The organism is Methanoculleus sp., from assembly GCF_036677455.1.
GTDB lineage: Archaea > Halobacteriota > Methanomicrobia > Methanomicrobiales > Methanoculleaceae > Methanoculleus.
In genome coordinates this window covers 49504-67927 of the sequence record NZ_JAVBWL010000005.1, presented here as the reverse complement: position 1 = coordinate 67927, position 18424 = coordinate 49504, and the positions used below count along the sequence as shown (strand labels likewise).

20 protein-coding genes are annotated in these 18424 nt (G+C 64.1%); 11 read left to right on the top strand and 9 right to left on the bottom strand.

Annotation, left to right across the window (positions count from 1 at the left end):
• Positions 1–22: 22 nt before the first annotated feature.
• Both V6K60_RS01445 and V6K60_RS01440 read right to left on the bottom strand, forming a co-directional pair.
• Complete coding sequence (locus tag V6K60_RS01445; protein WP_332448730.1) at positions 23–610, bottom strand: nucleotidyltransferase family protein; 588 nt, start codon at positions 608–610, stop codon at positions 23–25.
• The gene (locus V6K60_RS01440) at positions 582–1133 is read right to left on the bottom strand and encodes an SRPBCC family protein (RefSeq protein WP_332448729.1); all 552 of its coding nucleotides are present in this window, start codon (positions 1131–1133) and stop codon (positions 582–584) included. Before V6K60_RS01440 ends, V6K60_RS01445 begins: the two co-directional genes overlap by 29 nt.
• Before the next feature lie 218 nt (positions 1134–1351).
• On the opposite strand from V6K60_RS01440, the gene V6K60_RS01435 reads away from it, so the two are divergent.
• Both V6K60_RS01435 and V6K60_RS01430 read left to right on the top strand, forming a co-directional pair.
• Positions 1352–2011 carry an NAD(P)/FAD-dependent oxidoreductase gene (locus V6K60_RS01435; protein WP_332448728.1) on the top strand — a complete coding sequence of 220 codons (660 nt, stop codon included), beginning with the start codon at positions 1352–1354 and terminating at the stop codon, positions 2009–2011.
• A 218-nt stretch (positions 2012–2229) separates the two neighbouring features.
• Positions 2230–2931, top strand: a complete 702-nt coding sequence (locus V6K60_RS01430) for a cysteine hydrolase family protein (protein WP_332448727.1) — start codon at positions 2230–2232, stop codon at positions 2929–2931.
• 183 nt (positions 2932–3114) lie between these two features.
• Here the strand turns inward: V6K60_RS01430 and V6K60_RS01425 are convergent, their stop codons facing one another.
• Positions 3115–3828, bottom strand: coding sequence for a DUF4013 domain-containing protein (locus V6K60_RS01425; protein WP_332448726.1), 714 nt, complete (start codon positions 3826–3828; stop codon positions 3115–3117).
• A gap of 176 nt (positions 3829–4004) precedes the next feature.
• Between V6K60_RS01425 and V6K60_RS01420 the strand changes: the two genes are divergently transcribed.
• Genes V6K60_RS01420 through hepT form a run of 3 tightly spaced genes read left to right on the top strand, consistent with a single transcriptional unit; the run spans position 4005 to position 5053 of the window.
• A complete protein-coding gene (locus V6K60_RS01420) occupies positions 4005–4166 on the top strand; it encodes a hypothetical protein (RefSeq protein WP_332448725.1) in 162 nt (53 codons plus the stop codon).
• A gap of 49 nt (positions 4167–4215) precedes the next feature.
• A complete protein-coding gene (gene mntA / locus V6K60_RS01415; RefSeq protein ID WP_332448724.1) occupies positions 4216–4641 on the top strand; it encodes a type VII toxin-antitoxin system MntA family adenylyltransferase antitoxin in 426 nt (141 codons plus the stop codon).
• A complete protein-coding gene (gene hepT / locus V6K60_RS01410; protein WP_332448739.1) occupies positions 4535–5053 on the top strand; it encodes a type VII toxin-antitoxin system HepT family RNase toxin in 519 nt (172 codons plus the stop codon). Before mntA ends, hepT begins: the two co-directional genes overlap by 107 nt.
• 96 nt (positions 5054–5149) lie before the next feature.
• Here hepT and V6K60_RS01405 read toward each other — a convergent pair whose 3' ends face one another.
• Positions 5150–6268: an acyltransferase gene (locus V6K60_RS01405; RefSeq protein ID WP_332448723.1), complete on the bottom strand. Its 1119-nt coding sequence runs from the start codon at positions 6266–6268 to the stop codon at positions 5150–5152.
• Between the two features lie 127 nt (positions 6269–6395).
• Between V6K60_RS01405 and V6K60_RS01400 the strand changes: the two genes are divergently transcribed.
• A complete protein-coding gene (locus V6K60_RS01400; protein WP_332448722.1) occupies positions 6396–6845 on the top strand; it encodes a PPC domain-containing DNA-binding protein in 450 nt (149 codons plus the stop codon).
• Complete coding sequence (locus tag V6K60_RS01395; RefSeq protein ID WP_332448721.1) at positions 6842–8680, top strand: YgiQ family radical SAM protein; 1839 nt, start codon at positions 6842–6844, stop codon at positions 8678–8680. The genes V6K60_RS01400 and V6K60_RS01395 overlap by 4 nt, the downstream gene beginning before the upstream one ends.
• On the opposite strand, the gene V6K60_RS01390 is transcribed toward V6K60_RS01395, so the two are convergent.
• Positions 8643–8921, bottom strand: a complete 279-nt coding sequence (locus V6K60_RS01390) for a hypothetical protein (protein WP_332448720.1) — start codon at positions 8919–8921, stop codon at positions 8643–8645. The two genes, V6K60_RS01395 and V6K60_RS01390, sit on opposite strands and share 38 nt — an antisense overlap.
• A gap of 217 nt (positions 8922–9138) precedes the next feature.
• Entirely contained in the window at positions 9139–9444 is a 306-nt protein-coding gene (locus V6K60_RS01385) for a hypothetical protein (RefSeq protein ID WP_332448719.1), read from the bottom strand.
• A 203-nt stretch (positions 9445–9647) separates the two neighbouring features.
• Between V6K60_RS01385 and V6K60_RS01380 the strand changes: the two genes are divergently transcribed.
• Genes V6K60_RS01380 through V6K60_RS01370 form a run of 3 tightly spaced genes read left to right on the top strand, consistent with a single transcriptional unit; the run spans position 9648 to position 12550 of the window.
• On the top strand, positions 9648–10340 hold the full coding sequence (locus tag V6K60_RS01380) for a TIGR00266 family protein (RefSeq protein WP_332448718.1): 693 nt from the start codon (positions 9648–9650) through the stop codon (positions 10338–10340).
• 31 nt (positions 10341–10371) lie between these two features.
• Positions 10372–11415 (top strand): DUF2117 domain-containing protein, encoded by a 1044-nt coding sequence (locus V6K60_RS01375; RefSeq protein ID WP_332448717.1) that lies wholly within the window; start codon positions 10372–10374, stop codon positions 11413–11415.
• Complete coding sequence (locus tag V6K60_RS01370) at positions 11402–12550, top strand: hypothetical protein (protein ID WP_332448716.1); 1149 nt, start codon at positions 11402–11404, stop codon at positions 12548–12550. The genes V6K60_RS01375 and V6K60_RS01370 overlap by 14 nt, the downstream gene beginning before the upstream one ends.
• Here V6K60_RS01370 and V6K60_RS01365 read toward each other — a convergent pair.
• A complete protein-coding gene (locus V6K60_RS01365; RefSeq protein ID WP_332448738.1) occupies positions 12547–14193 on the bottom strand; it encodes an ATP-dependent DNA ligase in 1647 nt (548 codons plus the stop codon). The two genes, V6K60_RS01370 and V6K60_RS01365, sit on opposite strands and share 4 nt — an antisense overlap.
• Positions 14194–14296: 103 nt before the next feature.
• Between V6K60_RS01365 and V6K60_RS01360 the strand changes: the two genes are divergently transcribed.
• Entirely contained in the window at positions 14297–14530 is a 234-nt protein-coding gene (locus V6K60_RS01360; RefSeq protein ID WP_332448715.1) for a hypothetical protein, read from the top strand.
• A gap of 21 nt (positions 14531–14551) precedes the next feature.
• Here V6K60_RS01360 and V6K60_RS01355 read toward each other — a convergent pair whose 3' ends face one another.
• Together V6K60_RS01355 and V6K60_RS01350 are read right to left on the bottom strand one after the other, a co-directional pair.
• Positions 14552–15040 carry an SdrD B-like domain-containing protein gene (locus tag V6K60_RS01355; RefSeq protein ID WP_332448714.1) on the bottom strand — a complete coding sequence of 163 codons (489 nt, stop codon included), beginning with the start codon at positions 15038–15040 and terminating at the stop codon, positions 14552–14554.
• Positions 15041–15394: 354 nt separating this feature from the next.
• Positions 15395–18055, bottom strand: coding sequence for an SdrD B-like domain-containing protein (locus tag V6K60_RS01350; protein ID WP_332448713.1), 2661 nt, complete (start codon positions 18053–18055; stop codon positions 15395–15397).
• Positions 18056–18424 lie beyond the last annotated feature (369 nt).

Below are 18424 nucleotides of genomic sequence, written 5' to 3'. Positions count from 1 at the left end.
AGGAGCCGCTCGCTCCCGTCCCTCATAACGGCACTGCCTCTTTGAGGACCCTCTTTTTGTAGCGTTCTTTGAGCGCTGTCTCTGTCATCACGTCCACCCGGCACCCGAGAGCCTCCTCAAGGTCCTGGATGAGCGCGATATGATCGAGGAGGCTCCTGCCCGGCTCCAGGTCCACCAGGTGATCCTGGTCGCTCTCCGGCCCCGCCTCGCCGCGGGCGACCGACCCGAAGATCCGCAGGTTCGTGGGGCCGTGTTGTCCGGCTATGGCGAGAATCCTGGAGCGTTCTTCCGGATCAGATCGTGCGTGACGGACATGGCTGTTCCAATCAATCTTACCGGAAGTTGGAGGTATAAATTTGCCCCCCCCCCCGGTGACTGCATCGCTAAAATTGCGGCATCGAGGGCAGCCTTCAGGACGGGAACGGTCGTCCGGCGGCACGAGTCCCACTCCCAGTTTGATGCCGGACGCTATCGGGAGTGGGTGGCGAAGTTTGTGGTCTGGCTGGAGGATGAAGAGGACCCCTCCCCGGGGGTGATTGCGGCCGGTGTCCGGCCCCTGCCCGGTGCGTCCCCTGACAACCCTACTTCCGCATCCTCTCCAGGAGTTCATCCAGCCGTGAGAAGGAGTCTTTCATCCCCTCTTCCATACCTGACTGCAGCATCCCGTCACGGTCTTCCACCGAGAGGAAGACCGCCCGGGCGGTCACCTTCGTTCGATCACCGGGCAGTTTCTCGAATTTCGCCTCCTGAAGGATGACATGCCCGGACTCCGGGAGCCCCTCGAACTCGAAGGTCTGGATGATCCGCTCAGGGGGCGTCACATCGTGGTTCACCCCGTGGAACCCATACTCGTTGCCCTCCCTATCCTTCTGGATATACCGCCAGGTGCCCCCGTTCCGGGAATCAAACGTCTCTATCGTCGTGGTGTACCCCCGCGGGCCGATCCATTGCTCATAGAGCTTCGGATCGGTGTAAGCCCGAAAGACCAGGTCTCGTGGAGCGTTGAACTCCCGGATGATGACCATCTCCTGTCTTCCGGGCTCTGCAATAAGCTGGGTGGGGTTCCTCTCCTTCAGGGCCTGTCCCCCCTGACCGGAGGTAGATCCTCCGCTTCTCTGCGATTCCTCTGCCATGATATCCATCTCCTCTGGTGCTCCCCACTGGAGATCCCCATCAATGTTATAGGTTACCGACCGTGTCGCAGGGCCAGCGCCGGGATGCATCAGCAAGAGAACGGCGGTTTCACTCCAGGATCATACTGAAAACCCGAAGAGCGCTGGGGTATCCCGGATGCAATTCGCATAGTATAAGTGGGAGCAATGACCATTTCAGACAAAAGCGGGTTAACATTATGGCAAAGGCAAACATTCCTGCAAAAGGAGCAATCGTTCAGAGAGACCTGGAGACGTTCTCGATCTCGCCCCACATCCCCGGGGGATTCGCCGATCCGGCACTCCTGAGGAAGATCGCGGATGTGGCGGAGAAGTACGGTGCAAAATACGTGAAGCTCACGGGTGCCCAGAGGATCGCCATCATCGGCGTCCGCGAAGAGGACCTTGATGCGGCATGGGCCGAGTTCACCGACAGTTCCAAGGCCATCGGCCTGACCATACGGAGCATTCAGATGTGCCCCGGCACCCGGGCCTGCAAACGCGCCAAACAGGACAGTCCCGGGCTCGGGTTCGCCCTTGATGCAGAGTTCTACGGCAAGCCGGCGCCCGCCAAGTTCAAGATGGGCGTCTCGGGCTGCCCCAACTGCTGCAGCGACTCCTGGTTGAAAGACCTCGGGTTCTTCGGCACCGATGATGGGTTCAAGGCGGTCGTGGGCGGCAAAGGCGGCGGGACGGCGAAGCCGGGCCGGGAGCTCGCCGAGGGCCTGACGGCGGACGAGGCCGTGGCGCTGGCAAGGAAGGTCATCGCGTTCTACCGGGAGAACGGGCAGGCCCCCGAACGCCTGGGTGCAACGATCGAACGGGTCGGTTTCGACAAGTTTAAAGAAACGGTGCTGTGAGAGGCCGGGCGGGCCATCCCGGTATCGAGAGGCTTCGGGCTCCGGGGCGCTCCCCTGACCCGGCACGCTCCCCTGACCCGGCAGACCGGCGGGGAGCGGCCTCCTGCCGCCGCCATCCCCGGACTCGGGTGAAGCGGGAGGCAGAACCCCGCCATCGGGGATCACGATTGAACTTTTCTAGAGAGCCACCCAACATAACAGAACGGGAGGCTCAACCAGTGAAAATACTGCAGATCGGCGATATGCAGAACGGCTTCACACGGGAGGACGGCAACCTCTACGTGCGGGGCGCGAGTGAGATCATCGCCCCGGCGAACGACTTCCTGCGCCGGGTCAGAGACGGCATCTTCGATCGTACGTTTGTCATTCTCGACACGCACTTCGCAGAGGAGTACAGCCGGAGCGAAGAAGGGAGGGTGTTCCCCATCCACTGCGAGTACGGCACAAAGGACTGGGAGTTATCGATCGACGTCTCAGGTCTGCCGAATAAGTGGTACCTCACGAAGAATCGATTCGATATGTGGAGCAAAAACCTGCCGGGAGACACATCGTTTAACGACCCCGGACGGAAGATTGCGTATGATACCCTGTTTCACTTCATCGGGAATCCCCATGAACCAAGAGAGAAGATTGCCCGCGAGGAGTATCTCAGAGCGATCAGTCCCGGCCGGGGTCCTGCCGGTATCGAAGTAACCCTCTTCGGCGTGGCCTCGGACTACTGCAACCGCTATGCCATGGAAGGCTGGCTCGAGCGAGGCGCCAGCGTAACCATCATTCGTGACCTGACGAAAGGCATTGAGAAAGAGACGTCGCAGGTGCTCAATGAGCCTCAATACCGCCGGTATAAAGGCAGACTCAGAGCCGTCGATAGCGTCGATTACCTGGAAGAACTGGCCGATAACAACACCGGAGGTCCGTGATCCTCGAACCCCGGGGCTCCACGACGTTTCGCCAGGGGAAGGTCAGTCGGGGAACGGCGGACCGGAGGATCCCCTGCGGATTGCAAGGCCGGAGAGCCATCCCTCATCAGGCTCCGTTTCTCTCTTGTACTCCCCGTCTCGGATGTGAGATGCGTTCCGACCCCGTTCCGCCATCATGCTTCGTCAGTCTTCAGGAGCAAGGTCTGGTTTCGCCGTCACCGGCGGGGAATCCCCCGTCCCGCTCTCGTAGATGAGGGTGTTGTAGCGATACTGGAAGATGTAGATCGCCGGGGATACCGCGAGCATGAGGACGGGAAGGAGGAGAATCCCGATGATACCCGCGACGAGCCCGACAAGGCCCGTGACGAGGAAGACGAGAAAGACCAGGACCGTCATGAAGAACATGAGGACGATCTGGAGGATGACCTGGGAGAAGATGTAGGACCCCCAGCCGATCCTTCCGATCTGACTGAGGACGGCGGGGACGTTGAACGCTTCCCGGAGTGACTCCATCTTCGCAAACCGCACCGCCGCCATCTGCGTTACAAGCCAGATCAGGAGGAGGAGGACGAACGAGACGAGCACGGCGCCTGCGGCGACGGGTCCACCGGTCCCCGCGAGGACCCCGGCGCCTCCCACCAGGGCTATCGCGACGAGGAGCATGAGCCCGATATAGACGAGGTAGACAACCAGCAACTTCAGGCCGTCGACAAAAAGCCTGCCCCAGTCGCCGAGGTCGGGCGCACCTCCCCGCATGATGCGGACGAAGTAGCCGTAGATGAGCGGGAAGACGATGACGCAAACGATGAGCTGGAGCCACCGGAACCGGCTTCCCCGGAAGGCGTTCGCTGTGTAGGTAAACGAATCTTCGAGCACTTTTTCGTAGTTGACGGACATGATGCCACTCTCTGATTATGTAACTCCTGCGTCCCCGGGCGGGCTCGCAGTGTGTGTCGGGCGGAACGGCCTGGAACGAGTCCCTATAGCGGTTCTATCCGGCGATGATCTTCTTGAACGCTTCGATCTGGTTTGAAAGCCGTCCGGGAGGGTTCCATCACCGGGAGCGTTCCGGATTGAAATGGAACGATCTTCCCCGAGCCGTGGGCTGCATCTACCGGATCCTCGACCCGCTCCTCGAAGGTCAGCGGGTCGTGGTCGGGATCGTGGCACCGTATACGCCGACCTCAGGCTATGGAGCGTTTATGGTCTGGGCGGATGCAGACTCCAGAGACTGATCTCAGGAGAGGCGTAACCCTCATCATCACCGGCGCCAATCACTCTGTAATGAAGCCCCGGGACCTCTCTATCGAGAAGAAGCAGCAACTCTCCGACCAACTCGCCGGGCTGCTCTCAAGCCGGGAGGAGATTCTCTTTATTTACGTATATGGATCTTTCCTGCACGGCCCTTTCCGCGACATCGATATCGGTATCTTCCTCGCGGACGGCAGCAGCGGGGCCGCCGATCCGCTCCGATACGAAATGGTGCTTGAACAGGAACTGGAAGATGCCACAGGAATCCCCGTCGACGTCAGGGTCTTAAACGCCGCGCCCCTGCCGTTCACCTACTCGGTCCTGCAGACCGGGGAAGTGCTTGTTTCCCGCGATGAGCAGGCACGCTGCGACTTCGTCTGCAAGATATATGCGTATTATCACGATTTTGCCTACTACCGAAAGCGTTACCGGAGGGAAGCACTTGGTCTCCTACGATGAAGAAAAGGTCACCGCACTCTCGTCGGAGCTGATTCAGGCGTGCGGGCGCTTGAAAGACCTCGGCCGTATGCCCAAAGAGATCGTTATGAGAGATCCCCATCTGGTCGCCAGCGCAAAGTATCATCTCATCATCGGCATTGAGGCCGCCATCGATCTCGCCAACCACCTGATAGCAAGAAACCGATGGAGAGCGCCGGAGGACTACGCAGATACGTTCCGCATCATGGAGGAGCGTGGCGTCGTTGACGCGGAGTTTGCGGAGCGCCTTCAAAGGATGGCACGGTTCAGGAACCGTCTGATCCACATCTATTGGGACACCAACGACGAAATCATCTACAGTCTCCTCCAGAAAGATGTCTGCGAGATCGAGGAGTTTCTTGCCGAATACCTCCGCTTTCTTCGGACTGCCTGAGAACGTGGTGTTTGTATCCGCTCTCCGGGTATTTCCGCGAAACGCCGATGAACTGTGGGTTCCCGGTAATCAGGTGCCGCAGACTGCGACACACGTTCACCCCCGCCGCACCCGTCCCTCCCCGAGCACCCACCCGGCATACGGGACGCCGGCGAGGACCCGCACCACCGCGTAGCTCACCAGCACCGCCACCACGAAGATCACCGGGTAGGTGAGCCCGTCCGCCCACGAGAGCCCGGTGAGGGAGATCCAGAGAGTCGCGGCAGCGGCGATGACGAGCGGGTGGATGAGGTAGACCCCGTAGGAGTGGTCCCCGAAGGACCGGGCGGCGCCCGCCATCTCCCCACCGCCCCCATCCAGCAGCCAGGCCGCGAGGACGAGGACGGCGATGACCGGGACGTAGTAGAGCGGCTCGAGGATCCGGTAGATGCAGAAGACCGCAAGGGACGTGCCGGCGAGGCTCCCGGAGAGGGCGACGGCCGCCACCCAGACCCCGCCGATGAGGAGCGCCCCCCCGCCGGCCGCGGCGAGGACCCACGCCGGCGAGAGCGATCGGAGCGTCGACCGGAACCGGTCCGTGTGCCGTCCGACGTGGATCCCGAGGACGAAGTAGAAGAGGTACGAGGGGAAGAGCCGGATCAGGACCGTATACCACTCGGGGCCCAGATACGCTCCCATGAGGTGGGCGCCCGTGTTCCAGAGCACCACGAGGAAGAGGAGCGAGAGGAGGAGGTAGAGCGCCGCCCCGAACCGGTCGAAGAGGCCGTAGCCCCGGACGATCAGCGGGAAGAGGAGGTAGAGCTGGATGATCAGCGCAAAGAACCAGAGATGGTAGGCACCGGTCCCGAGGAGGAGGGCTTCCGCCACCCGCTCCGGAGAGGGGACGCCGGCAAACCCGATCGTCCCCTCGACCGCGATAAGGAGGTAGAGGGCCGTGAAGAAGAGGTAGGGGATGAGGATCGTCTTTGCCCGGCGTTGGTAGAACTCGCGGATCGAGAACTCGCCCGTATACCGCGCCGCGAGCACCCACCCGGATATGAAGATGAAGACCGGGACCGCAAAGTGGGCGGCGATGTAGATGAAGACGTTCGTGAGTGCCAGCAGGTTCACGTCGGGGATCCGGGTGTAGTTCATCGAGACGTGGACGGCGATCACGGCGAGGGCGGCAACCCCCCGCATGTAATCGACCTCCCGGAACCAGACCACCAGAACCACCCATCACGGGCCCGCCCGGACCCGCAAGCAGTACAAATTGCAGGCCGGTGTATATAGAGCTCCTGCCCGGCGGCCGGTCAGGCACTATCATTATCCGGGAACACCATCTATCTTGAGAGTTGAGTCCATGCAGTACTCGGAAGGGCAGGTCGGCAGGGTCTTCTCCGTCCGGATCGACGACGGAGAGGACTTCATCAGGGAGATCGAGCGATTTGTAGCGGCGATGAACATCCAGAGCGGGATGGTCCACTTCCTCGGCGCCGTCCGGAACGCGACGCTGGTGACGGGGCCGAAAGATGCAGTCATCCCCCCGGCGCCGCGGGCCGAGGAGATCTTCGGGGGCTGGGAACTCCTCGGGTTCGCCACCATCTACCCGGGCGTTGAGGGGCCGTCGCTCCACATCCACAGTGCGGCAGGGAAGGGAATCCGGTCGCTCACCGGGTGCCTCCGGGAGAAGGCGGAGGTCTACCTGGTCATAGAAGCGGTCGTCATGGAGTTCGTCGGCATATCCGCCCGGAGGCTCCCGGACGAGGCGACCGGCGTCAACCTGCCGGTCTTTGACCGGGTACTCCCATGAGCGGTCAGCCCGGGTTCCTCCCCATGACGATGGCGGAGGCGGAACGGCTCGGTATCGACCGGTTCGACATCATCCTCGTCTCCGGCGACGCCTACGTCGACCATCCATCCTTCGGGACCGCGATCCTCGGCCGGGTCCTCCAGGACGCCGGCTACTCGGTCGGGGTCATCGCCCAGCCGGACTGGCGGGGAGACGCCGACTTCCGCCGCCTCGGCGAGCCCCGGCTCTTCTTCTCGGTCTCGGCCGGAAACGTCGACTCCCTGGTGAACGCCTTCACCCCGAACCTGAAGCGCCGGAGCTCGGACGCCTACTCGCCGGGGGGAAGACTCCTCCGGCCCGACCGGGCGACCCTGGTCTACACCGACCGGGTCCATGCCCTCTTCCCGAAGACACCGGTCGTCATCGGCGGGATCGAGGCGAGCCTCCGGCGATTCGCCCACTACGACTACTGGTCCGATACGGTCCGGCAGGCCATCCTCGCCGACGCTCCCGCCGACCTCCTGGTCTTCGGGATGGGCGAGCACCAGGTGATCGCGATCGCGGACCGCCTCGCCGCCGGTGAGCCGGTCGGGTCACTCACCGATATCCCCGGCACCGCCTACCGGGTGGACCTGAAGACCTGGCGGGGCATGGACCCGGCCGGCTACGTCGTCCTCCCGGACTACGCCGAGGTGAAGAGCGACCGCTACGCCTATGCAAGAGCGTTCGCGCTCCATTATAACGAGCAGGACCCCTTCCGGGGCCGGCCCGTGGCGCAGCCGCACCCGAAGACCGTCGTCATCCAGAACCCGCCGGCGATGCCGCTCTCAGGAGTTGAGCTCGACCGGGTCTACGAACTCCCCTACACGCGGAGGGCGCACCCCTCCTACACCGAGCCCGTCCCGGCTCTCGAGCCGGTCAGGTTCTCGGTCGTCAGCCACCGGGGGTGCTTCGGAGCCTGCTCGTTCTGCGCCCTCACCCACCACCAGGGGCGGATCATCCAGAGCCGGAGCGTGGACTCGATCGTCCGGGAGGTGGAGCGGATGGCGAAGATGCCGGAGTTTTCGGGCGTCGTCCAGGACGTCGGCGGACCGACGGCGAACATGTACGGGATGCACTGCGGCCGGTGGGAGACCGCCGGCACCTGCCCCGACCGCCGCTGCATCGACTGCCCCACGCTCGACCGCAGCCACACTGAGCAGCTCCGGCTGCTCGAACGCCTCTGCGAGATCCCGGGGGTGAAGCACGTCTTCATCGCTTCGGGCATCCGCTACGACCTGATCGGTCCCGAGGACCGCGACTACCTTGCCGCGGTCTCTGCCCACCACGTCTCCGGCCACCTCAAGGTCGCTCCCGAGCACGTCGCAGAGCGTGTCTGTGCCCGCATGGGAAAACCCCCTCGCGAGACCTTTGATAGGTTCAGGGAGCAGTTCGAGGCCCTCGAGAAGGGCAAGAAGAAGCGGCAGTACCTCGTCCCCTACTTCATGTCCGGCCATCCCGGGTGCCGGATGGAGGATATGGTCGAACTTGCCGAGTACGTCCGGGATACCGGGCTCTACACCGAGCAGGTCCAGGACTTCACCCCGACGCCGATGAGCATATCGACGACGATCTACCACACGGGGCTCGACCCCTTCACCCTTGAGGAGGTCTACGTCCCGAAGGGGCGGGAGAAACGGGTCCAGCGGGCGCTCATGCACTACCGGGACCCGGAGAACTACGCGCTCGTCTGCGAGGGGCTCCGGGCGGCCGGGAGAGAGGACCTCATCGGGAACGCGTGGCGGTGCCTCGTCCCGGCCCGCCCCGGGGGCGGCAGGCTTACCCGTTCAGGATCGAGCCGGCGACAAACCCGGTAGCCACCGCGAGGGGCCTGAACGGTATCCGGGGGATCACGAGCGTCGCCACCGCGAGGGTGGCCGCGAAGTTGGCCGTCGTTCCCGGGGTGACGACGGCATCGAGCGTCCGCATCGTCGAGGAGCGCCATCCGTCGGGAAGGGGCGGCGGAGAGAGTGCGAACCTCTCCTTCACGTCGCTCACCGTCTTCATAGTCGTCGACCGCCACTCACCGACTTCCGATACACGCCGTCTGCAGATCATAATCACTGGTGTGGCACGGAGATCACTTATGGTTATGGCTGGCGGGCCGGAACCCGGCGCATGCGGTTACGGTGGCAGAAGGGGCAGAGGGCCTCGAGCCTTCCCGGCACGTGAGAGCCGCCGGAGACCGCATCCTCACGAGGTCGAAGCGCGTCGACCCGGCGGTGAGGGGGATGTTCCGGCGCACCGGCGAGAAGAATACGGAGCGTCTACCCAACTAAAGCCCCCGGGATGGCGCACCCTCCTCAAGCATCCTGTTCACGAGATCCTTTCCCGAGTCCATTGCCCCCATCAGGCGTTCAACGTACTCGCCTCCCACCTCAAGATACCCGAGCACGTCACGGACGAGCGAGAGCAGGTCGTCGGCGACCTGCAGCAGCCATTCGACAAAACCCCACATCGACTCGGCCGTCCCGAGCACGGCCTCCGGCGCGTCGCGGTCGGGCAGCGAGACGTTGATCACCTCCGTGCCCGCGAACCCTGCGACGGCAATGAGAAGCAGAACCAAAATGATCGGTCTCATACCGCCACCCTGCCGGCCGGGACGGTACCCGAGCGTATGCCCGGGGCAAGGGGGATGATAAACGATCCATTCTCCATACAAATCGTTACGGCATCAACCCCAATTAAGGCCACCGCTCCGGAGGGGGTTTTGGAAACACAACCGCCGACCCGGAGAAAACAGAGAGAAAAGACCTATTGCCCAAAAATGAAAGAAGTTCCGGTATGCAGTACGAGATCACCGGAGACAACCTGCAGATCGTGACCCTGCGCCTCGCCCCCGGCGAGAGCATCTGCGCCGAGGCCGGCGCCATGGTCAACATGAGCGGGAACATGCAGATGACCACGAACATGAAGGGCGGGCTCTTCAAGGGATTGAAACGGATGGTGACCGGCGAAGGCCTCTTCATGACCGAGTTCACCCCGGCCGGAAAGGACGGGTTCGTCTCGTTTGCCGGGAACGTCCCGGGCAAAATCTTCACGCTCGACCTTGCAGGACGTGAGTTCATCGCCCAGAAAGACGCCTTCCTCTGCTCGGAACAGGGTATCGACCTCGATATCGCGTTCACGAAGCGCCTCCGCTCGGGTGCCTTCGGCGGCGAGGGGTTCATCCTCCAGCGGCTCTCCGGGACGGGGAAAGCGTTCCTCCACTGCTGCGGCGACATCATGGAGATGACGCTTGCGCCCGGTGAGGTCGTCAAGGTGGAGACCGGGCTCGTCGTCGGGTTCGAGAGCACTGTCGACTACAGCATCGCGCTCGCCGGCGGTGTGAAGACTGTCTTCTTCGGCGGCGAAGGGCTCTTCCTGACCACGCTGACCGGCCCGGGCCGGGTCATCGTGCAGTCGATGGACGTCGCAAAACTCGCCTCCTCCCTGATACCCTACCTCCCCACCCAGAGCAGCTCGTCCGGACGGTAACCTGATAGTCCACGAAGCCTAAAATTACGGCATGATCTCCACGACGGCCACCATGGTGGTGCACGGCCCCGAGGCTTTCGATGCCGGCGATACCGGGCGGCTGATCGCTCTCCTCTCGCCCCGGCGGGTGCTCGTCGCCGGGGTGATGGCCCGGACAGCCGCCGAGGAGTCCAGCCTCCCGGTGACCTGCACCGACGAGCGGCCGAGCGTGGTCCTCGCCGCCCTCTCTGGGCGGGCCTTTTTGGTCAACCGGGGAAAGACCCCGGAATCGGGGAGGATATTCGGTGAACTCGTTGCCGGGAGGCTCGAAGGGCTCGTCCACGTGGAATGCTCAAGCCGCACCGTCTACCGCTGGGACGGCGGCGACGAGGGCCTTGCGCGGGAGATCGCATCCCTGACCGGGTATGCCCTCGTCCGCCGTGAGAGCGCTCGCGCCCGGGCGCCGGGCACCCGGGAGGTCCGCGGCTGCCTCCCCGGCGAGGCGGTCTTCGTGAACGGGATCGTCATCGGGACCGCGACGGCGGAGACGGTCGTCCTCGCGACCGAGGGCGGAATCCTCCGTCCCGTCTCCGGCCTCGACCCCAAACCCCACGGGCTCGAGAAACTCCACCGTGCGGGCCTCCCTGACCTCGATGCGGCATGGTGCAAGAGCGGGCCGGTGCGGCGGGTCCCGCCCCGGCAGGGCGGGCGCGCCTCCCGCGGGGGCAGGGTCGCGGTCATCGACCACTGCGGCCACACCCTCTACCGTGAGATCGCGGAGGGGGTCTGCGGCGTCCTCGCCGTCGGCGACGACACCACCGCCGTCTGCGGCCACATATGCTCCCACGCGGGCATCCCCGTCTTCGGGGTGATCGACGGGGACGCCGACGCCATCGTGGAGCCCGGGTATGCCCCCGGGTCGGTGGTGGTCGAGGTGATCGACGGGCGGGACGACGACCTCGGGCGGGAGGTTGCAGCGACGCGGGACCTCCAGGCGGAGACCTGGGATGAGTGGGTGGAAGAGACGCTCCGCACCCTTGCGGGGAGGGTGCGGGTCGTCGTCGACCGCCGGGGAGAAGAGGATGCAGTGCGCTGAGTGTAAGGGGAGGGGGCTCTGCGGGCTCGAACGCTGCCCGATCATGAGCAGGTTCTATGCGAGGCTCCCGGTCAAACCAAGCGACCACTACCAGGGGTCCGCCCCGTCGGTCTTCGTCGGGAGTTACGGCTACCCGAAGGTCGCGGGAGGTCCGTTGATGATCGACGATGCCGACCACCCGCCGGACTGGGTCGCCCGGGGCCTCGGGATCGATGATATCGTGGGGCTCCGGGCCCGGACGATCCGCGGCGCCGGCGAGGCAAAGGACCTCTCCGGGAGCATCCAGGAGATCGCGCTCTCAAGCAGCCCGCTCGATGTCGAGGTCCGGTTTGTGAAGCCGGTCTCCTTCGACCTCCGGTTCGACGGGACGATCGCCCCCGTCGGGCTCACTGGCGCCATCCGGAAGATGAACGTCCTCGAGAACGCCCGGGTGGACAGGGCGGTCGACCGGGCGACCTCCGATACTGACCTCTCCGCCACCGATGCCTGCGAGGTCCTTACCACCTCGGGCACCGATGTCTACCGGATCACCCAGCTCCTGACCGCCGGGCTCCTCGGGAGCGAGAAGAAGCGGCATGTCGTCCCCACCCGGTGGGCGATCACGGCGGTCGATGACACGGTCTCAAAACAGTTCAAGAAGAAGATCGCCCGCTACCCCCCGCTCTCCGGGATAGAGGTCTTCTCTGCCTCGCTGTATGGGAACCATATCGTCTGCCTCCTAGTCCCGGGGGACTGGAAGTACGAGATGATCGAGGTCTGGGGGAAGCAGTCGCTCTGGGGCGGCGGAAACGAGTCGATCACCGCGGACGGCGAAGGCGCGACGAAGTCCGGCTACTCGCCGATAGCAGGGGCCTACTACTCGGCACGTCTCGCGGTCACGGAGTACCTGGAGAGCGTGCGGCGGTCGGCGCGGGTGCTCGTGCTCCGAAACGTCACGAGCGAGTACTGGGCGCCGCTCGGCACCTGGGTGGTCCGGGAGGCGACGCGAAACGCCATGAAGGGTCCAAAGACCGTCTGCGCGGACCTCAACGAGGGGGTTGACCTGGCCTCCCGTCTCATCGGGTTTACGCACTGGCGCCCCCACAGCCGGCTCATCCCGGAACTCACGACGCAGAGGACACTTTTTGACTTTTAAAGCGAATTTTGCCCATTCTTCTGCAGACGGTAGCGCTCGATGAGGGAGTCGAGCGTCTCGGCCTCGTCGACGCTCTTGTCCTCGCGCACCCGGACGAACCGCGGGAACCGGAGCGCGTAGCCGCTCTCGTAGTTCGGGCTCGTCTGGATCTCGGAGTAGCCCACCTCGAAGACCACCGCCGGTTCGAGCGTCACCTCTTTTCCCGAACGGGCGATCACCCTGTCCTTGAAGAGGGCGTAGAGGTCCGCGAGCACTTCGTCCGTGATCCCGGTCGCCACCTTTCCTACGGTGAGGAGCCGGCCCTGGTCCTGGACCGCGAGGAGGAACGACCCGAACATACCGGCCCTCCTCCCTTCGCCCCATTCGGCCCCGACGACCGCGAGGTCGAGGGTCTCGACCCCGGGCTTCACCTTCACCCAGAGGCGGCCCCGGACGCCCGGGGTGTAGGGTGAGTCGAGGACCTTCACCATCATGCCCTCGTGGCCGAGGTCGAGCGCCTCGGTGTAGATCGCCTCCGCCCGGGCGACGTCGCCAGCCAGGAACTGCGGCGCCACATGGTCACTGAGAACCTCCTCAAGGATCTTCCGCCGCTCGGCGAGGGTCCGGTCCATCAGGGTCTCGCCGTCCAGGTAGAGGATGTCGAAGACCCGCGGGACGAGCTCGATCTGCTCCATCATCGAGTCCACCTCGTGCTTCCGCCGGAACCGCCGGATGACGTACTGGAACGGCATGGGTCTCCCGTCCCGGACGGCGACCGCCTCCCCGTCCAGGATGACGTCGTGGTCGGTCGCTTCTGCAAGGTGCTTCACGATGTCGGGGAGGCTCCCGGTGACCTCCTCCAGTCTTCGCGAGTAGATCCGGCAGTCGCCCCCTACCTTATGGAACTGGAACCTGCTCCCGTCGTACTTGTACTCGACCGCCACCTCGCCGTGATCTTCAAGCTGCGTGGCGATCGTCCCCGCCTGGGCGAGCATCATCTTCACGGGCCGGAAGGGCCTGATGGTCACGCGGGAGAGCGCGTCCGGGTCCTTCCGGGCGAGGAGGGCTACCTCGCCGAGATCGTTCATCGCCTGGTGGGCATGCTCGACCAGGCGGACGTCGACCTCGAACGCCTTCGCAACAGCGTCGCGGACACTCCCCTCGCCCATGCCGATCCGGAGTTCTTCGAGCATCAGCCGCGCGAGATACCGCCCTTCCAGCGGGCGGGCGTTGCCGAAGAGCCGTTGCGCAATCCGGAGTTTCTCCCGCTGCGACCGCTGCCCCCCGGCGGCCGCTATCCGCTCGAACTCCCGGTAGACATCGACGAGGTCGAGTTCCTGGAGGAAGAACGACGTCTGCTCCTTCCTTGCGAGGAGTCCCTCGACGGCCAGGCCCGCGTCGCCGGTGGCGTTGATGGCTTCGCGGACCGTCTCTCGCTTCGTGCCGACGACGTAGGCCACGGCATCGTAGAGGAGGTTCGGGCCCACACCGAGTTTGTTCGTGCTCCAGTCGGGGAAGACCCTCCCCATGATGAACCGGACGAAGACCGGGAGTTCCTCGTCGTCGAGCCCGGGCAGGACGGCGGCGACCTGCTCGATCATCTCGAGCCTTCCTGAGATCCCCTCCAGTTGCTCGCAGATGCGGGCGAACTCCAGAAATTGCATACCCATTCTCCCAGAGTATTTCCCGGCCAGAAGAATCAACCTTCTTGTTCGTCACGGCCGGACGGCCGGGGTTTGATGTGGGAGGAGCGCCAACCTCTCTCGCATGAACCAGGACGAAGAGATGAGAGAGATGCTCCGTGACCTCCTCTGGCTCAACGCCGTGATAGCCACCGAGCTCATCCAGATCACCGAGAACACCTCGCAGATCCTCAGGAAGGCGCCCCCGCCGGAGGCCTGCATCGCCGAACACGCGGCCCTGCGGGCGACGGCGCTTGAGATCGCCGACCGCTACAAGCCCGGCACGATGCTCCGGCAGCACGTCGCGAAGCACCAGTAAAAGTGGGCGGGAGAGCCGCCGTCAGGGCCCGGCGACAACAAGCCCCGCGTCCCTGACGACGAGGTCCGTCTCCCTGATCACCTCTCCGGTCAGGTTGATGGGGGTGGTTGTCCCGTTCGCCGGGTCGATGGTGCTCGCCGTCGCGCCGGAAGAACCGTTGCCGGGGGTGGTGAAGGCGTAGCCGTCCGGGAGGACGACCTCGACGGTGTAGTTCCCCGGGAGGACGCCGCTGAAGAGGTAAAGCCCTTCACAGGCGTGAGAGAAGGTCTCCGCCGTTGCGATCCTCTCTCCCGCGGCGCCCTTGAGGTGGACGACGACGCCGCTCATACCCCACTCGCCGGCCCCCTGCACGCCGTCTCCATCGGTATCAAGAAAGACCGTTCCTCCGATCGTGCCGGCGGTCTTCTCTTCTCCTGCACTCAATACCGGCTCCGTTGGGATTGCCGCGGTTGCGAACGAAGAAAGGACGAACGCTGCTATGATGATTCCTAGAACGCTGATATATCTCATATGATTCACCTCGCTTCCCGGGCGCCTGGTCGGGCTCTCCCGGGCAGATAACCCCTGGTGGAGAGGGCAACGCCCCGACTGCATCATGTTCCGGCAGGCCGGGGGCCGGGATTTTTCTGGCCCGTTGCCTTCCCGGGGTTCAGACTCGGGATCATGCTTATATTATATTAATATTTTTATATTTCACAGGGCAGGTTTTGCGAGGATTGGGTCTGTGCCCGGGCGATTCGACATAAAATAGTGGATAATATCGTGCCTTTCACCCTATAAAGGCCGGGGCAAGAACCCCGGCGGGAGGGGGCCATAGAGGAGCCGCGCACCCCCGTTGCCGATCAGCGGCCTGCCCTGGACCCGTCACTCATCCCGGTCGTCGTCGTCCTTGTCCTTCTTGTCCTCTTTATCCTTGTCCTTCTTGTCATCCTTATCGTCCTTGGTCTTATCTTCGTCGTCGTCATCGTCCTCGTTCACGTCACCGGCAGTCATCGTACGAGCATCATCCTGCTCCCCGCCGGCTCCGTCATCGGTATCGTCCGTTGACATCGAAGTCGCATCCCCGGGGTTCTGCGGCGCAGCGGTCACGGCAGGTCTTTCCCGATCATCATCCCCCGCCTCGTCGTCATCATTCTCCCGCTCATCATCCGCTCCGTCTCCAGTGCCGCCCATCCCATCATCGTCGGCACCCTCCTCTTCCCCGGTCGCGGGGGACGGAGGTGTGGCCCCGATCGGGATCTGGGTAGGAGATGCGGAAATCAGCCCTGCATCCCTGACAGCCGTCTCGCCGCCGCCAACTTGGAACCGGGTTGTCGCGCCGGTCACCGGGTCGGCATGGCTGTCCCCGCCGGTGCTCGTGAAGACGTAGTCGTCCGGCAGGATGAACGCCAGTGAGTACTCCCCGGGCGGGAGGGGGCCGAAGAGGTACGTGGAGAAGTAGTCGTCATGATGGCCGGTGCGGGCCGATGCAACCTGGTCCCCGCTCGCATTCAGGAGGCGGACCTCGACGCCCGTCAGGCCGTGTCCCTCGTTCTTGAGCCCATCCCCGTCACCGTCGTTCCAGGTTGTCCCGAGTATCCACCCGTAGGCCTCTGCCGGCGCCACCGGGCGGTAATTGCCGATGAAGCCCGCGTTCAGGGTCTGCTGCCCGGCCCCGCCTTCGGCGAACGCCACGCTCTCATCCTGCGGGTTCGCATCGCTGCCGTTCCCTGAGACGGTGCAGGAGTAGCCGTCCGGCATCAGGAACTCAACACCGCTGTAGCCCCCGGAGGGGATGGTCTCGAACTGGTAGGACCCGTCCGGACCGGTGACGGCATGGTCGGCCATGCTCTTCATCCCGATCAGCCGCACACCGATGCCGGGGATGCCGGGTTCGCCGGTGTCAGGGACACCGTCCGCGTTCAGGTCATACCAGACCCTTCCCGAGAGTGCGCTCGTGTTCTGGTTGTCGTCGCCGTTGTCATCGTCGACATCGTCTCCGAAGTCGTCCCCATGATCGTCCCCGTTATCATCTCCGTTATCATCGCCGACATCGTCTCCATCGTCATCGCCGAAGTCGTCCCCATTATCGTCGTCCCCGTTGTGCGTAGGCCTCGGAGTCATGGTTCCGGTCGGCATCGGGGTCCCGGCCCTCGTCGGCGTCGGAATCACGTGCCCGTCGTCATCGTCATCCCGGTCGTCTCTATCATCTCCCGGCTTCGTCACCGGCGCCTTCTGAGGCACGACCGGTGCCTTCGGGGGCTTGATGGGGGTTACCGTGGGCCCGGGCGTCGGAGTTGCGGTCGGCGTCAGCGTCGGTGTCGGCGTGGGCTCCGGTCCCAGTCTCACCGTCCAGGCGTCCAGATTCACCGGTCCTTCCCTCTGAGTAGCATTGAAGGTCCCTGCGAAGAGGTAATTCCCGGGTGCGATCTCGATGACCGATGCGGCCGCAGCGCCGGGATTCTCACCCCCAAAGGTCTTGCTCCAGGCCACCGCACCTTCGGCGTCGGTCGCGACCAGCCAGGCGTCGGTGTCATTCACGCCGGAAAATCCCGTCTCCCCGGCGACGAGATAGCCGCCGTCTGCGGTCTCGATGACCGCGTTGGCCGACTCGTTCACGCCGAAGTCGCCGTAGATCCAGTTCCAGACGACCTCCCCGTCGGGGGTGAGTTTGAGGAGGAGCACATCGGTATCGACCGTTGTATTGTCAGGCCGCTCCGTGAACGTCCCGGCGACGAGCAGGTTGCCGTCCGAGGTGGTGATCACCTCCCGGCCGGTATCGTCGTCGGGGCTGCCGAACGTCCTGTTCCAGACCTCATCGCCCGACTCATCCAGCCTGACCACCCAGATGTCGGCCGTGCCCGCTCCCGCAGACTCGGTGCTGCCGGCAACGACGAAGCCCCCACCGGGCAGCCGGGTGACAGCGTTCGCCCGGTTGTTCCCGGTCTCGCCGAACGTCCGGCTCCATACCTCTTCGCCCGTCCCGTTCAGCCTGACCACCCAGGCGGCGGACTCGTTCTCACCCCAGGACGCGGTGGTCCCGGCGAAGACGTACCCGCCGTCATCGGTCCCGGTCACCGCGTTCGCCGAGGCATTGACATCCGGGCCGCCGTAGGTTCTGTTCCAGATCTCGCCGCCCGCAGGATCGGTCTTCACAATCCAGGCATCGGTGTCAGCTCGCGTCCCGTTCGTGACGAGGGTGAGGTTCCCGGCGAAGAGGAGGTTGCCGTCGTCGGTCAGGATGAGGGAACGTGCGACGTCAGATTCCTTTCCGCCATACGTCTTGTTCCACTCCTCGGTGCCGTCCGGCGCGAGCCTGACCACCCAGGCGTCCGCCTTCCCCTCACCGAACGATGCCGTCTCCCCGGCGAGGAAGAACCCGGCCCCTCCGGGGATCGGAACCATTGCGTATGCTGCATCATCGGCGTCCGGCCCCCCGTACGTCTTGTTCCAGAGAACTGTGCTATCTTCTGCCCCTGTCGCCACGACTGCAATGATTGCGAGCGCCACAAGCAGAATAATCCCGAAATATGTGCCACGTTGCATAGTCTACCTCTCCACCCAGGAATGTGCTGCGGTCTGTGCTGGAGGCAGCCGTTACCCCTCCACCTTACGGTGTATCGCCATAAAATCCGGGTTTATCCGGTGAAAACCGGGTCTCCTGTGAATTCCCTGGATCCTGCAGCACCACGGGGTCTGCACCTTTATCGTGCCATTATTATAATAATATTGTTTCAATGTGCCCGCATGGTGGCGGCTCGAGAGCGTCTGGTGCACCAGAAGTGGGACGCCCCCTCCTCTCCTCCGCACATGACCGGGCGGATATGCTGCCGCGGCTGCCGGTTCTCTCGTTCGTCCTGGCGGGGGAGTCCCCCATACCCGTGAAGGCCCGGCCCTGCCGGCATATCACCCGAC

Coding starts and splice junctions, on each gene's coding strand:
- V6K60_RS01350 (WP_332448713.1), bottom strand. CDS start 18,055: ATGCAACGTGGCACATATTTCGGGATTATTCTGCTTGTGGCGCTCGCA.
- mntA (WP_332448724.1), top strand. CDS start 4,216: ATGAAGCCCCGGGACCTCTCTATCGAGAAGAAGCAGCAACTCTCCGAC.
- V6K60_RS01435 (WP_332448728.1), top strand. CDS start 1,352: ATGGCAAAGGCAAACATTCCTGCAAAAGGAGCAATCGTTCAGAGAGAC.
- V6K60_RS01355 (WP_332448714.1), bottom strand. CDS start 15,040: ATGAGATATATCAGCGTTCTAGGAATCATCATAGCAGCGTTCGTCCTT.
- V6K60_RS01395 (WP_332448721.1), top strand. CDS start 6,842: ATGAGCGGTCAGCCCGGGTTCCTCCCCATGACGATGGCGGAGGCGGAA.
- V6K60_RS01390 (WP_332448720.1), bottom strand. CDS start 8,921: ATGATCTGCAGACGGCGTGTATCGGAAGTCGGTGAGTGGCGGTCGACG.
- V6K60_RS01445 (WP_332448730.1), bottom strand. CDS start 610: ATGAACTCCTGGAGAGGATGCGGAAGTAGGGTTGTCAGGGGACGCACC.
- V6K60_RS01370 (WP_332448716.1), top strand. CDS start 11,402: ATGCAGTGCGCTGAGTGTAAGGGGAGGGGGCTCTGCGGGCTCGAACGC.
- V6K60_RS01400 (WP_332448722.1), top strand. CDS start 6,396: ATGCAGTACTCGGAAGGGCAGGTCGGCAGGGTCTTCTCCGTCCGGATC.
- V6K60_RS01380 (WP_332448718.1), top strand. CDS start 9,648: ATGCAGTACGAGATCACCGGAGACAACCTGCAGATCGTGACCCTGCGC.
- V6K60_RS01375 (WP_332448717.1), top strand. CDS start 10,372: ATGATCTCCACGACGGCCACCATGGTGGTGCACGGCCCCGAGGCTTTC.
- V6K60_RS01365 (WP_332448738.1), bottom strand. CDS start 14,193: ATGCAATTTCTGGAGTTCGCCCGCATCTGCGAGCAACTGGAGGGGATC.
- V6K60_RS01440 (WP_332448729.1), bottom strand. CDS start 1,133: ATGGCAGAGGAATCGCAGAGAAGCGGAGGATCTACCTCCGGTCAGGGG.
- V6K60_RS01385 (WP_332448719.1), bottom strand. CDS start 9,444: ATGAGACCGATCATTTTGGTTCTGCTTCTCATTGCCGTCGCAGGGTTC.
- V6K60_RS01360 (WP_332448715.1), top strand. CDS start 14,297: ATGAACCAGGACGAAGAGATGAGAGAGATGCTCCGTGACCTCCTCTGG.
- V6K60_RS01425 (WP_332448726.1), bottom strand. CDS start 3,828: ATGTCCGTCAACTACGAAAAAGTGCTCGAAGATTCGTTTACCTACACA.
- hepT (WP_332448739.1), top strand. CDS start 4,535: ATGAGCAGGCACGCTGCGACTTCGTCTGCAAGATATATGCGTATTATC.